Below are 12,237 nucleotides of genomic sequence, written 5' to 3'. Positions count from 1 at the left end.
TTTGCGCCAACAAGGGCCGGTGATATCCGCAGCGGCGGCGGCGGACATTTCTTTGCGCGCCGGGCTTGCCGGAGACGGGGCCTCCGCTAAAGTCGGGGACGGCGCATGTGCCATGGGGACGAGTGATGGATCTGTTCAGTTTCGATCCGACGGTGCAGGCGATCCTGTGTTTTGCCATCATCATCGGCATGCTGGTGATGTTCGCCAGCGAGGTCTATCCGACCGAGGTGGTGGCCATCGCCGGGGCCTCGGCCATGTTCGTTCTGGGCCTGCTGCCCTATGACGACGCAATCGAGGTCTTCTCGAACCCCGCCCCCTGGACCATCGCGGCGATGTTCCTGGTCATGGGGGGCTTGGTACGCACCGGGGCGCTGCAATGGCTGACCGAACAGGCCGATCGCAGCGCCGAAAGCCATCCGGTGCACACCGTGGTGCTGTGTCTTGTGGTGGTGGCCATCGGCAGCGCCTTCATGAACAACACCCCCGTCGTCGTGGTGATGATTCCGGTCTTCGTGCAGCTGGCCAAGCGGATGGGCATTTCCCCGTCCAAGCTGTTGATCCCGCTCAGCTATGCCGCGATTTTGGGCGGTACGATCACGCTGATCGGCACCTCGACCAACCTTCTGGTGGACGGGGTGGCGCGGCAGAACGGCATGGCGGCCTTTTCGATCTTCGAGATCGCGCCGCTGGGCCTTTTGCAGGTGGTGCTTGGTGGCACCTACATGGCGCTGATCGGGCGGCGCCTGCTGCCCGAGCGTCAGTCCATGGGCGTTCTGCTGAGCGACCGGCGCAAGATGAAGTATTTCACCGAGGTCGCCCTGCCCCATGATTCCGACCTGATCGGCGAGAAGCCCGCCGAGGTGAGCCTGTTCCAGCGCGAGGGCGTGCGGGTGATCGACGTGCTGCGCGGCGATGCCTCGTTGCGCCGCGACATGGGCAATGTCGTGCTGGAGGCGGGCGACAGGGTGGTTCTGCGCACCGAGATGGCCGAGCTTCTGGGCCTGCAGCACGATCCGAACCTGCGCCCGGTGGACAAGCTGAGTTCGGTCGTGACCGAGACGGTCGAGGTGCTGATCACCCCCGGCGCGCGGATGGTGGGGCGCAGCCTTGGCGCCATGCGCCTGCGCCGCCGCTACGGCGTCTATCCGCTGGCCGTACATCGCCGCAACCAGAACATCGGCCGCAAGCTGGACGACGTGGTGGTGCGGGTGGGCGACACCCTTCTGCTGGAAGGCGCGCCCGAGGACATCCAGCGCCTGGCGCAGGACATGAACCTTGTCGATGTGTCCAAACCCGCCACCCAGGCCTTTCGCCGCAACAAGGCCCCCATCGCCATCGGATCGCTGGGGGCCGTGGTGATCCTGGCCGCCTTCAACGTCGCGCCCATCTTCGCGCTGGCGGTTCTGGCGGTGACGGTGATCCTGCTGTCGCGCTGCATCGACGCGGACGAGGCATTCTCGTTTGTCGAGGGGCGGTTGCTGGCGCTGATCTTTGCCATGCTGGCAGTCGGGACGGCGATGCAAAGCTCGGGCGCGGTGGCCTTTCTGGTGGGGTATCTTGAACCCTGGCTGGCCGCCTTGCCGCCGGTCATGGTGATCCTTTGCGTCTATCTTCTGGCCTCGACCCTGACCGAGCTGGTGTCGAACAACGCGGTGGGGGTCATATTCACCCCCATCGTCATCGAGCTGGGGCACGCGCTGGGGCTTGATCCGCGTGGGCTGGTGGTGGCGGTGATGTTTGCCGCCTCGGCTGCCTTCTCGACCCCGATCGGGTATCAGACGAACATGCTGGTCTATGGGCCGGGGGGCTATCGGTTTACCGATTTCATGCGGGTTGGTATACCGTTGAACATCCTCCTGGGGCTGAGTGCATGTCTGACGATACCCTTGATCTGGCCACTGTGATGCGCGCGCTGACCTTTGCGGCGTTCCTTGCCCTGACGGGCTGTTCGACCGGTATGGTGAACGCGCCGGTGGCCACGCCCCCGGCCGGGGCCGCGCCGCAGAAGGCCATCCTTTACCGCGACACGGTGACGGTGCAGTTTTCGGACGGCGCGCTTTGCGTCGCCCCCCGTCCCGGCGCCGCGCGATCCTGGAGCGGGCGGCTTTCGGGCTGCCCCCATCTTCTGGCCTATGACGTGACGCTGCCCCCCGGCCCCCTTGCGCCGCGCCGCGTTCTTGTGCGCCTTGAGGGGGGCGGCGTCAGGGTGATCGAGGTTGAAACCGTGGCTTTCGGGCTTTCCGGCCCGGTCTGATCCTGCGGCGGCGCCTTGCGGCGCCACGCCATGCCCCCCACCCCTGCTGGCGCAGGGGCGGGGCCCGCTGGCGCCCAGACGCGGTGTGGCATGGCCCCCGCCACGTCAAGAAGGCTTGAACGAAACCCCGGACCTGCGGTAGAGAGCAGCGATCATCCACAGACGTGAGCGGAGACAGGCACCATGGCAGGCCATTCGAAATGGGCGAACATCCAGCATCGCAAGGGGCGCCAGGACGCCCAGCGGGCAAAACTGTTCTCCAAGCTGTCGAAAGAGATCACCGTGGCCGCCAAGATGGGCGACCCGGACCCCGACAAGAACCCGCGCCTGCGCCTTGCGGTGAAAGAGGCGAAATCGGTCTCGGTGCCCAAGGACGTGATCCAGCGCGCCATTGCCAAGGCCAGCGGCGGCGATTCCGAGAACTATGACGAGATCCGCTATGAAGGCTATGGGCCCAACGGCGTGGCCGTCATCGTGGAAACCATGACCGACAACCGCAACCGGACCGCCAGCAACGTGCGTTCGACCTTCACCAAGAACGGCGGCAACCTGGGCGAAACCGGGAGCGTGTCGTTCATGTTCGACCGCAAGGGCGAGATCACCTATCCCGCCGATGCCGGCAGCGAGGACGACATCATGATGGCCGCCATCGAGGCGGGCGCCGAGGATGTCGAGCACGACGAGGAAGGCCATTACATCTATTGCGCCGACACCGATCTGAACGACGTGTCCAACGCACTGGAAGCGGCTTTGGGCGAATCGCAGTCCACCAAGCTGGTCTGGAAACCCCAGACCCGCACCGAGCTGGACCTGGATGACGCCCAGAAGCTGATGAAGCTGATCGAGGCGCTGGAAGACGATGACGATGTTCAGACCGTCACCGCCAATTTCGACATTTCCGACGAGGTGGCAGCGGCCCTGTGAGCGATGCGCCGGCCATGACGCCCGATGAGGTGACCGCCCTGTTCACGCGGCGCGACGGCAGCTTTGCCTTCGCCCGCTGGGGGCGGCCCATCGTGCCGGTTGTCTTCGGGGTCGACGATGCCACGCTGCCCGTCATCAAGGGTGCGATCGAGGCAGTGGTGACGCTGGCAGGCCACAAGATGGCCGAGACCGACCCCGAGCTGGGCGCCAATCTCATGGTGTTCTTCCTGCGCGATTGGGCCGAGTTGCGCGAGCTTGACGGGCTGGAACGGATGATCCCCGACCTCTTGCCGCTGCTGGACCGTCTGACCGCGGCCGATGCGAACCAGTACCGCATCTTCCGGTTCGACGCCGACGGCGGGATCAAGGCCGCCTTCGTCTTCCTGCGGATGGACCGGCACCTGTCCGACATTCCGGCCGAGACCCTGGCCCTGTCGCAGGCGGTTCAGGTGATCCTGCTGTGGTCGGACAGCGCCTTTGCCGAGCGTTCGCCGCTGGCCACGGGGCCGGGGGGCGAAACCTTCCTGCGCCCCGAAATCGGCGCGGTGGTGCGCGCCGCCCATGACCCCTTGCTGCCGGTGGCGGCGACGGATGCCGCGCAGGCCCTGCGGATCTTTGCCCGCATGGGGCGCCCTGACTGACCAGGGGTGCAAGCCGGAAGTGCGGGACGCCTCCGGCGGGAGTATTTCAGGCAAGAAAGATAGGGGGCCGCGCCTAAAGCGTTTCCCCGAGGCGTCTGACCAGCCTGTCCTGTGCGGCCATCGCGGCGGGCAGGTCCAGCGTCTGGAGATGGCCGTCGCGCACCACCTGCCGCCCCTCGACGAAGAGATCGCGCACCTTCGTCGGGCCGGCCAGAAGCAGGGCGCCCTTGTCCCAGCTGCCCGCCTGTTCTACCCCGTCGCCGCCCCAGATGGCGATATCGGCGCGCATGCCCGGTGCGATCTGGCCGATGTCATCGCGCCCCAGCACCGCCGCACCGCCGCGCGTGGCGATCCAGAGCGCCTCGTGCCCCGGCATGGCGTCGGCGCCGTTTGCTACCCGCTGCAACAGCATCGCCACCCTCGCCTCGGCCATCAGGTTGCCCGTGTCGTTGCTGGCCGATCCATCGACCCCCAGACCCACCCGGACGCCGGCATCACGCATGGCACGCACTGGCGCGATGCCCGATCCGAGACGGCAGTTCGAGCAGGGGCAATGGGCCACCCCCGTCAGCGTGCGGGCGAAGAGGGCGATTTCAGCGCTGTCGAGCTTCACGCAATGGGCATGCCAGACATCATCGCCGGTCCAGCCCAGATCTTCGGCGTATTGGCCGGGGCGGCAGCCGAAGTTGGCCAGGGAATAGGCGATATCCTCGTCGTTTTCGGCCAGGTGGGTGTGCAGGCGCACGCCCTTGTCGCGGGCCAGGATGGCGGCGTCGCGCATCAGGTCGCGACTGACCGAGAAGGGCGAACAGGGCGCCACGCCGATTCGGCACATCGACCCCGGCGCGGGGTCGTGGAAGGCATCGATCAGGCGGATGGTGTCATTCAGGATGTCCGCCTCACGCTCGACCAGGATGTCGGGGGGCAGGCCACCGTCGCTTTCGCCGATGGACATGGCGCCGCGCGTGGGGTGGAACCGCAGGCCGATCTCGCGGGCGGCGTCGATGGTATCGTCAAGGCGCGCGCCGTTCGGGAAGAGATAGAGGTGATCCGAGCTGGTGGTGCAGCCCGAGAGCGCCAGTTCGGCCAGGCCGATGCTGGCCGAGACGCGCATCTCTTCGGGGCCGAAGCGGGCCCAGATGGGATAGAGCCGTTGCAGCCAGCCGAAAAGCAGCGCGTCCTGCGCCCCCGGAACGGCGCGCGTCAGGGTCTGGAACAGGTGGTGGTGGGTGTTCACAAGGCCCGGCGTCACCACCGCGCCCCTTGCCATGACGGCTTCGGCCCCCTCCAGCGGCAGGGCTGTGCCGATCTCGTCGATCACGCCGTTGCGCAGGCGGATGTCCTGGCCATGGAGGCTGCGCCCGAAGGTGTCGCTGTCGTCCATGGTGAGGATCGTGTCGGCGGCCTGGATCAGGAAATGGCTCATCCCGCCGCCTCTTGAAGAAGTGCCAGCGCCTCGGCGTGAATGTCGCGGTTGGCGGCGGCCAGGACGCGGCCGCCCTGATGCACCGGCCCGCCTGTCCAGTCGGTGACGATGCCGCCCGCCGCTTCGATCACGGCGATGGGGGCCTGCACGTCATAGGCGTGAAGCCCGGCTTCGATCACCAAGTCGATCTGCCCCGCCGCGACCAGCGCATAGGCATAGCAATCAGTGCCGTAGCGCGTCAGGCGCGCCCGGGCCGAAACCCTGCGAAACGCCGCGCCTTCGCCATCGCTGCCGACCTCGGGGAAGGTGGTGAACAGGATCGCCTCGGAGAGCGGGCGATAGGTGCGGCAGGCCAGCGGGCGGTGGCCCTGGGGCCCCTCGCTCCAGGCCTCGCCGAAGCCGCCGACGAAGCGTTCGCCGATATAGGGCTGGTCGATCACCCCGAGCTTGGGCCCGTCATCATCGCCCACGGCGATCAGCACGCCCCAGGTGGGTGTGCCGGACAGGAAGCCCCGTGTGCCGTCGATGGGATCAAGCACCCATGTCAGGCCGCTGGTGCCGGGGGTCATGCCGTATTCTTCGCCCATGATGGCATCATCGGGACGGCGAAGCGCGAGAATGTCGCGCATCGCCCGTTCGGCGGCACGATCGCCCTCGGTCACCGGATCGAAACCGGCACTGGCCTTGTTATCTGTGAGAAGATCGTTTGCCCGGAAGTACCGGAGCGTTTCAGGCCTTGCCGCATCGGCCATGGCCAACGCGCAGGAGAGAAGCTCTGTCCGGGTTTCCTTTTCCATCCCTGCGCCCCCTGCCCTGTCACTTACCGGACTTGGGTAAGGGGGGCAGACTGGGGCGTCAAGGGAGGTGTGTCGCCTTCAGGCGACGTCGCTGAGCACGCGCGCCAGTTCGAACAGGCGGCGGCGCTGGTTTTCGGGGATCGCATAGTAGGACCGGACCAGTTCCAGGGCTTCGCGGTCGGCAAGGATGTCGCCCTTGACGCCATTGTTGCCCACCAGTTCGGCGCTGGCGTTTTCGTCCATGCCTTCGAAGAAATAGGCCACCTGAACGTCAAGCGCCGCGGCGATATCCCAGAGACGCGAAGCGCTGACCCGGTTCATGCCGGTTTCGTACTTCTGGATCTGCTGGAACTTGATGCCCACGAGTTCGGCAAGTTGCTGTTGGGTCATGCCCAGCATCCAGCGACGATGGCGGACGCGCTTGCCGACGTGTACATCTACGGGGTGTTTCATACTCATTACTCCTGAACCTCTGCTTGTATGCCAATGAACTTGGAACGGCCCTTCAACTCAACCTGACTTTTCGGACAGGTGCCGGAAATCGTTCTAAAATCCATTCATTTACAATATGTTACCTCTGACCATTACCCGAACTTTTTGAATCGAATCCCCTTTGCACTCGCCTTTTGCGTGTTTTTCCACAGGCTGAGGCGCCGCCCGCCCCGGCTGAAAATGCCGACTCGACCGCCCGCGGGGGTTGTGCGCAGGATGTCCCGAGGAACACGGAGAATACGATGCTGGCTTTCCAGGTGAACGACCATGACACCCCACCGGCCCTGAACACCGTTGATCCTCCGGCGCCCGGCCCCGGCCAGGTGGCGGTTCGGATCGCGGCCTGCGGGTTGAACTTTGCCGATCTGCTGATGGCGAGCGGCCACTACCAAGAGCGCCCGCCCCTGCCCTTCACCCTGGGCATGGAACTGGCCGGAACCATCACGGCCCTGGGTGCCGGTGTTGCGGCCCCCGGGGTCGGGGCGCGGGTGGCGGTCTTTTCCGGGCGTGGCGGGCTGGCGGAACAGGGGGTGTTCGATGCGCGGCGCTGCGTGGTGATCCCCGATGCGATGCCCTTCGAACAGGCGGCGGCCTTCCAAGTGGCCTATGGCACCTCTCATGTGGCGCTGACCCGCAAGGCGCGTGTTCAGCCGGGCGAGACCCTGCTGGTGCTGGGGGCCGCGGGCGGCGTGGGGCTGACGGCGGTGGAAATCGGCAAGCTGATGGGCGCCCGGGTGATCGCCTGCGCGCGCGGCGCGGCCAAGCTGGACGTAGCAAGGGCCGCCGGCGCGCACGAGGTGATCGACAGCGACACCGAGGATCTGCGCGCCGCCCTCAGGGCGATGGGGGGCGTCGATGTGGTTTACGACCCGGTGGGCGGCGCGCCCTTTCGCGCCGCCATGGGGGCCTGCCGGCCAGAGGCGCGGATCGTGATCGTCGGGTTTGCCAGTGGTGATGTTCCCCAGGTGAAGGCCAATCATCTGCTGGTGAAGAACATCACCCTGATGGGATACTACTGGGGCGGCTACATGGCCTTCCGTCCCGAGGTTCTGACCGAAAGCCTGCGGCAGCTGTACGACTGGTATGAAGAGGGCCGCCTGAAGCCCCATGTCAGCCACACCCTGCCCCTGTCGCGCGCCGCCGAGGGGCTGGAGCTGCTGCGCAGCCGCGCCTCGACCGGCAAGGTGGTGATCACCATCGACTGACGGCACGGGCGGCGGCGTCGGGTGCCTCCGGCGGGGATATTTGCAGGACCAAAGATGGGGCGGGCGCGGATCAGAGCAGGCGGTAGTGCTGGCGCAGCAGGGCCGCCATGCCCCGCGCGACCTCGCCCTGGGGCAACTCGCCGGAATAGAGGTTGATGTTCTGCCGCTTGAGTTCCGGCAGCGCACCGCCATGGACGATCTGTTCCATATAGGCGGGGGCCGTGCCCTCGATCATCGCGGTGATGGCAAGATCGGCGCTGACCGTTGCCTCGATGGCCGGATCGGAATCGGATTCGACGCTCATCTCCCAGGCGATGCCCGCCTCGTCGAGGCGCCTCTGTGCGCCGGCGCGGAAGATGCAGTTGGAACAGAAGGCCAGCCGCACCGGCCTTTCGCGCCAGGCCGTCCCGCCCGGCGCGCCGAACCAGACCAGCGGCAGCTGGATCAGGGTCTGCCCGCCGGGTTCCACCTCGTCTTCCGTGGTCAGGATGAAATCGCATTCGCCGCGCGCGAACATCTGTTTCAGGCGCCGCGTGTGCGAGGATTTCAGATGCACCCGCACCCGCGGGAAATCGGCGGCGAAACGTTGCAGGACGGCGGGCATGGCGGGATGCACGATGTCATGGGGCAGCCCGACGATGATCTCGCCCTCGAACGAGGTGGCCGTCATCCGCGCCATCACCTCGTCGTTCAGATCCAGCATGCGGCGGGCATAGGACAGAAGCTGTTCGCCCGCCGAGGTCAGCGAAACCGTCCGCGCCGAGCGGTCGATCAGGCTGAGCCCCATGCTTTCCTCCAGGCGCTTGAGCTGCATGGACACCGCCGACTGGGTGAGGTTGAGAAAGCCGCTGGCCTTGGTGACACCGCCGGTTTCCGCGACAGCCACGAACGAGCGCAGGGAGGTCATGTCGAGATTTCGGGGCATATCACGATCCTTGATGTGCGAAGTCAAAAACATTCGTTTTCAATATTGATCACAGTCGCCCATAAGCATCAACATAAATGATGCCCGAAAGATGCAAGTTCACAAACCAGAAAGGACAGGACCGTGACAACCCTGACCCGCGCCGCCGCCCGCCCGATGCACGTTTCCCAAAGCCGCCCCGGCCTGATGACCCGTCTCGCCACCATGCTGGCCCTGCATGGCCAGCGCCGCCAGTTGCGCCAGATGGACGACGCCCAGCTGCGCGACCTGGGCCTGACCCGCGCCGAGGCCGAGCGCGAATCGCGCCGCCCCGCCTGGGATGTGCCCGCCAAGTGGCGCGCCTGAGCCACAGGGCGCGTCCGGGATCGTGGTATCCTGACAGAAACACTGTATTTTCCGCGATTGCGTTCTTGAAATAAGAACCGCCGCCCCCGATATTCGAGGGGACGGACGGTTGCGCAAGAAAGTGACCGTCCTGAGTACTGTATCCTTCAGGAGGCGCTCCATGGCTGAATTTCAAACGATCCGCTCCGGGGCTGGCACCCGGTCGGCTGCAATCGACACCGGGCTGAAGGCCCACATGAACAAGGTTTACGGCACCATGTCCGTCGGTCTGCTGCTGACGGCCGGTGTGGCTTGGGCGGTCGGGACCAACGAACAGATGGTCGCCGCCGTTTTCGGCACCCCCGTGAAGTGGCTGGTGATGTTCGCACCGCTGATCATGGTCTTTGCCTTCGGCGCGCTGATCAACAAGCTGTCGGCCGCCGGCGCGCAGCTGTTCTTCTATGCCTTCTCGGCAATGATGGGTCTTTCGATCAGCTATATCTTCGCCGCCTACACCGGCATCTCCATCGCCCAGACCTTCCTTGTGACCTCGATCGCCTTCGCCGGGCTTTCGCTTTGGGGTTACACCACGAAGAAGGACATTTCGGGCTGGGGCTCGTTTCTGATCATGGGCGTGATCGGCCTGATCGTGGCGTCGATCGTCAACATCTTCCTGGGCTCGCCCGCGATCATGTTCGCGATCTCGGTTCTGGGTGTGCTGATCTTCGCCGGTCTGACCGCCTATGACACCCAGCGGATCAAGACCGATTACATCGCCCACGCCCAGGCGATGGACCAGGAATGGCTGGGCAAGGCCGCGATCATGGGCGCGCTGAACCTGTACCTGAACTTCATCAACATGTTCATGATGCTGCTGTCGCTTTTCGGCAACCGCGAATAAGCACAGCCATCCATCGTTGAAATGTCAGACACCCGGCGGACCTTCCGCCGGGTGTTTTCGTTTTCGCCCCGCGCTCAGGGCAACTCGGCGAGACTGCGCCGCATGTGAACCGCCGGAAACAGCAGGCCGGGGCCAAGGCGCACCTCGACCGCGCCGATCGTTGCGAACCCCATCGCGCGGTAGAACGGCAGCGCCGTCAACGTCGAGAGGCAATCGAGCCGCCCCACCCCCGCGGCCCGGGCCCCGGTCAGCACCTCGCCCATCAGGCGCCGCGCGATGCCCTGGCGCAGATGCCGGTGGTGGGTGACAAGGTGGCGCATATGGCCCATGTCGGGCGGCCCCAGCCCGCCCTGCGGCGCCGTCCAGGCCCAGCCCGCAGCCCCCACCACGGCGCCATCGCGATCGCAGGCAAGGCTGTAGCGCCCGGAGGCCAGAAGGCCGGGCTGAAGCGCCACAAAGTGGGGCAAGGCGGCTTGCAGAACCGCAGGCGCGTAATCCTGCCGCAGCAGCCGGGGCATGGCCCGGGCCAGCAGTGCATCGACCGCCGCCAGATCGCCTTGGTGGGCCGTGCGGAATGTCAGGGCTGTCAGGGTCGTCTCGTCCACGGTCGTCTCCTCCCTCGGGGCCGGCGGGGCCTTCTGCGCGGGACGGATCGAAGGGGTGAGACAACGAAAAAGCCGCGCAGGATGCCCCGCGCGGCTTTTTCATCGAACTGTCGAAAGGCTTACTTGATCTTGCCTTCCTTGTACTCGACGTGCTTGCGCGCGATGGGGTCGAATTTGTTCACGACCATCTTTTCGGTCATGGTACGCGCGTTCTTCTTGGTCACGTAGAAGTGGCCGGTGTCAGCCGTCGAGTTGAGACGGATCTTGATGGTGGTCGGCTTTGCCATTTGGTCTCTCCTCAACACGAGGCCAACGCAGGTGCGCGGCCCTATGGAATTCCTGAACCCCGGCTTTTACCCAGACCTCGGGCGCTGTCAACCGGGATTCGGTGATTTGGGCTGGTGAAATGTGCAATCCCGGTGCAGGATCGCCCCATGCCAGTGAAACACACCCTTCCCATTGCCGACATCCAGGTGCCGGTGAAACGCAAGAAGACGCTGGACCCACAGAAGGTGGCGCAACTGGCCGAAGACATCATGGAAAACGGCCAGACAACCCCGATTTCCGTGCGTTCGGCCAAGCAGGGCTATGTCCTGATCGAGGGCTATCACCGGTTGGAGGCCCTGCGCGCCCTGGGCGAGGACAGCGTGGTGGGATACGAGGTGCGCGCGCGGCTGCACTGAGACGGCAGCAGGTTCTACCGCCCCCCCGGATAAAGGCACCAGCCAGGATCAGCGGGAACCGATGACATGCGGCCTGTCGAACACCCTTGGTGCGATGGGCGTTCCGTCCGGCGTGCTGGCATGTTCGGTAAATGTATTCACCTGCGGCGGAACGATCGTGCCCTTCTGCGCCACCCCTAGAAATATGTGCTTGGTGGCATCCGGGGGCACATCGAACCAGTCGGGATCGTCGAATGTCCCGGCATAGACACCGACGGAACCGGGAAACCTCTCGAAGGTAAGGAAAAGTTTCGTGCCGCAATTCTCGCAGAAGTGCACGAACACCTCTTTGCCGCTGCCCTCGGACACATGGGAATAGATTCTGGCGGTGCCTTCGGTGATCCGGAACTCCTGCATGTCGAAGATCGGCTCGACCATATAGGCGCCCCCCGTCGCGCGTTGACAGAAGCGGCAGTGGCAAACCGTCATCCTGGCGGGTTGGCTGGTGGCTTCGTACCGGACCCGGCCGCAAAGGCAGCCGCCTTGTGCATGGATCATCGCGCGTTCTCCTGTGGTTTCGGACGATCCTGCGCGCAGGATCGGGCCTTGGCCAGCACTATGTGCCGTCGCCATGCGGGGCACCGCCCGCCGGATCACGAAGCCGGTGTCGCGGAGCCGTCGGGGAAGATGTGCGCGGACGGCCTGTAAGCCGGATTCTGTCCCCCCTGGGTTGCCCCAAGGATGGATGACCATTCCTCTGGCCCCACGGTTGCCCGGGGGGTCAAGCTGCCAACCCGGATTTCGGGGCAGAAGCGGCCCTGGGGAAACCCCGTGAAATCCCTATTCGGCATTGCTCCCGGTGGGGCTTGCCATGCCGCCCCTGTTGCCAGGGGCGCGGTGCGCTCTTACCGCACCGTTTCACCCTCACCCCTGCGTGCAGGGGCAGTCTGTTTTCTGTGGCGCTTTCCGTCGGGTTGCCCCGCCCGGGCGTTACCCGGCACCGTTGCTTCTGGGAGTCCGGACTTTCCTCGCATTCCATCGCCTTGCGGCTTCGGAACACGCGGCCATCCAGCCATCCGCG

Annotated in this window: 15 protein-coding genes and 1 other RNA gene; 8 read left to right on the top strand and 8 right to left on the bottom strand. The window is 65.5% G+C overall.

Annotation, left to right across the window (positions count from 1 at the left end; translation table 11 throughout):
- Positions 1-125 precede the first annotated feature (125 nt).
- The 4 genes from H7828_RS14510 to H7828_RS14495 all read left to right on the top strand — a co-directional run bounded on the left by H7828_RS14510 (position 126) and on the right by H7828_RS14495 (position 3,819).
- Positions 126-1,904 carry an SLC13 family permease gene (locus H7828_RS14510; protein WP_226781776.1) on the top strand — a complete coding sequence of 593 codons (1,779 nt, stop codon included), beginning with the start codon at positions 126-128 and terminating at the stop codon, positions 1,902-1,904.
- Positions 1,871-2,254 carry a hypothetical protein gene (locus H7828_RS14505; RefSeq protein WP_226781775.1) on the top strand — a complete coding sequence of 128 codons (384 nt, stop codon included), beginning with the start codon at positions 1,871-1,873 and terminating at the stop codon, positions 2,252-2,254. The genes H7828_RS14510 and H7828_RS14505 overlap by 34 nt, the downstream gene beginning before the upstream one ends.
- Positions 2,255-2,437: 183 nt before the next feature.
- Complete coding sequence (locus tag H7828_RS14500; RefSeq protein ID WP_226781774.1) at positions 2,438-3,178, top strand: YebC/PmpR family DNA-binding transcriptional regulator; 741 nt, start codon at positions 2,438-2,440, stop codon at positions 3,176-3,178.
- 14 nt (positions 3,179-3,192) lie between these two features.
- Entirely contained in the window at positions 3,193-3,819 is a 627-nt protein-coding gene (locus H7828_RS14495; RefSeq protein WP_226781966.1) for a hypothetical protein, read from the top strand.
- 73 nt (positions 3,820-3,892) lie between these two features.
- On the opposite strand, the gene H7828_RS14490 is transcribed toward H7828_RS14495, so the two are convergent.
- The 3 genes from H7828_RS14490 to H7828_RS14480 form a co-directional block, all read right to left on the bottom strand.
- Complete coding sequence (locus H7828_RS14490; protein WP_226781773.1) at positions 3,893-5,245, bottom strand: 8-oxoguanine deaminase; 1,353 nt, start codon at positions 5,243-5,245, stop codon at positions 3,893-3,895.
- On the bottom strand, positions 5,242-6,042 hold the full coding sequence (locus H7828_RS14485; protein ID WP_226781772.1) for an inositol monophosphatase family protein: 801 nt from the start codon (positions 6,040-6,042) through the stop codon (positions 5,242-5,244). Before H7828_RS14485 ends, H7828_RS14490 begins: the two co-directional genes overlap by 4 nt.
- Before the next feature lie 78 nt (positions 6,043-6,120).
- The gene (locus H7828_RS14480; protein WP_226781771.1) at positions 6,121-6,495 is read right to left on the bottom strand and encodes a helix-turn-helix domain-containing protein; all 375 of its coding nucleotides are present in this window, start codon (positions 6,493-6,495) and stop codon (positions 6,121-6,123) included.
- A gap of 281 nt (positions 6,496-6,776) precedes the next feature.
- On the opposite strand from H7828_RS14480, the gene H7828_RS14475 reads away from it, so the two are divergent.
- Positions 6,777-7,739: an NADPH:quinone oxidoreductase family protein gene (locus H7828_RS14475; protein WP_226781770.1), complete on the top strand. Its 963-nt coding sequence runs from the start codon at positions 6,777-6,779 to the stop codon at positions 7,737-7,739.
- A 70-nt stretch (positions 7,740-7,809) separates the two neighbouring features.
- Here the strand turns inward: H7828_RS14475 and H7828_RS14470 are convergent, their stop codons facing one another.
- Complete coding sequence (locus tag H7828_RS14470; protein WP_226781769.1) at positions 7,810-8,664, bottom strand: LysR family transcriptional regulator; 855 nt, start codon at positions 8,662-8,664, stop codon at positions 7,810-7,812.
- A gap of 123 nt (positions 8,665-8,787) precedes the next feature.
- Here H7828_RS14470 and H7828_RS14465 point away from each other — a divergent pair, with 123 nt between their 5' ends.
- Both H7828_RS14465 and H7828_RS14460 read left to right on the top strand, forming a co-directional pair.
- Positions 8,788-9,009, top strand: coding sequence for a DUF1127 domain-containing protein (locus H7828_RS14465; protein WP_226781768.1), 222 nt, complete (start codon positions 8,788-8,790; stop codon positions 9,007-9,009).
- Positions 9,010-9,169: 160 nt separating this feature from the next.
- Positions 9,170-9,889, top strand: coding sequence for a Bax inhibitor-1/YccA family protein (locus tag H7828_RS14460; RefSeq protein WP_226781767.1), 720 nt, complete (start codon positions 9,170-9,172; stop codon positions 9,887-9,889).
- A gap of 74 nt (positions 9,890-9,963) precedes the next feature.
- On the opposite strand, the gene H7828_RS14455 is transcribed toward H7828_RS14460, so the two are convergent.
- The gene (locus tag H7828_RS14455) at positions 9,964-10,494 is read right to left on the bottom strand and encodes a GNAT family N-acetyltransferase (RefSeq protein ID WP_226781766.1); all 531 of its coding nucleotides are present in this window, start codon (positions 10,492-10,494) and stop codon (positions 9,964-9,966) included.
- Positions 10,495-10,613: 119 nt separating this feature from the next.
- A complete protein-coding gene (rpmG, locus tag H7828_RS14450) occupies positions 10,614-10,781 on the bottom strand; it encodes a 50S ribosomal protein L33 (protein ID WP_226781765.1) in 168 nt (55 codons plus the stop codon).
- A 147-nt stretch (positions 10,782-10,928) separates the two neighbouring features.
- Between rpmG and H7828_RS14445 the strand changes: the two genes are divergently transcribed.
- A complete protein-coding gene (locus H7828_RS14445; RefSeq protein WP_226781764.1) occupies positions 10,929-11,177 on the top strand; it encodes a ParB N-terminal domain-containing protein in 249 nt (82 codons plus the stop codon).
- Between the two features lie 48 nt (positions 11,178-11,225).
- Here the strand turns inward: H7828_RS14445 and H7828_RS14440 are convergent, their stop codons facing one another.
- Both H7828_RS14440 and rnpB read right to left on the bottom strand, forming a co-directional pair.
- A complete protein-coding gene (locus H7828_RS14440; RefSeq protein WP_226781763.1) occupies positions 11,226-11,714 on the bottom strand; it encodes a GFA family protein in 489 nt (162 codons plus the stop codon).
- Positions 11,715-11,845: 131 nt separating this feature from the next.
- Positions 11,846-12,236, bottom strand: an RNA gene (gene rnpB / locus H7828_RS14435) — RNase P RNA component class A.
- Position 12,237 lies beyond the last annotated feature (1 nt).

Origin of the sequence: Oceaniglobus trochenteri (assembly GCF_020529025.1) — a bacterium.
GTDB lineage: Bacteria > Pseudomonadota > Alphaproteobacteria > Rhodobacterales > Rhodobacteraceae > Oceaniglobus > Oceaniglobus trochenteri.
This window is presented reverse-complemented; position numbering and strand designations above follow the sequence as displayed.

Excerpts from the sequence above, each read along its gene's own strand:
- H7828_RS14510 (WP_226781776.1), top strand. The coding sequence starts at position 126 with ATGGATCTGTTCAGTTTCGATCCGACGGTGCAGGCGATCCTGTGTTTT.
- H7828_RS14505 (WP_226781775.1), top strand. The coding sequence starts at position 1,871 with ATGTCTGACGATACCCTTGATCTGGCCACTGTGATGCGCGCGCTGACC.
- H7828_RS14500 (WP_226781774.1), top strand. The coding sequence starts at position 2,438 with ATGGCAGGCCATTCGAAATGGGCGAACATCCAGCATCGCAAGGGGCGC.
- H7828_RS14495 (WP_226781966.1), top strand. The coding sequence starts at position 3,193 with ATGACGCCCGATGAGGTGACCGCCCTGTTCACGCGGCGCGACGGCAGC.
- H7828_RS14490 (WP_226781773.1), bottom strand. The coding sequence starts at position 5,245 with ATGAGCCATTTCCTGATCCAGGCCGCCGACACGATCCTCACCATGGAC.
- H7828_RS14485 (WP_226781772.1), bottom strand. The coding sequence starts at position 6,042 with ATGGAAAAGGAAACCCGGACAGAGCTTCTCTCCTGCGCGTTGGCCATG.
- H7828_RS14480 (WP_226781771.1), bottom strand. The coding sequence starts at position 6,495 with ATGAAACACCCCGTAGATGTACACGTCGGCAAGCGCGTCCGCCATCGT.
- H7828_RS14475 (WP_226781770.1), top strand. The coding sequence starts at position 6,777 with ATGCTGGCTTTCCAGGTGAACGACCATGACACCCCACCGGCCCTGAAC.
- H7828_RS14470 (WP_226781769.1), bottom strand. The coding sequence starts at position 8,664 with ATGCCCCGAAATCTCGACATGACCTCCCTGCGCTCGTTCGTGGCTGTC.
- H7828_RS14460 (WP_226781767.1), top strand. The coding sequence starts at position 9,170 with ATGGCTGAATTTCAAACGATCCGCTCCGGGGCTGGCACCCGGTCGGCT.
- rpmG (WP_226781765.1), bottom strand. The coding sequence starts at position 10,781 with ATGGCAAAGCCGACCACCATCAAGATCCGTCTCAACTCGACGGCTGAC.
- H7828_RS14445 (WP_226781764.1), top strand. The coding sequence starts at position 10,929 with ATGCCAGTGAAACACACCCTTCCCATTGCCGACATCCAGGTGCCGGTG.
- H7828_RS14440 (WP_226781763.1), bottom strand. The coding sequence starts at position 11,714 with ATGATCCATGCACAAGGCGGCTGCCTTTGCGGCCGGGTCCGGTACGAA.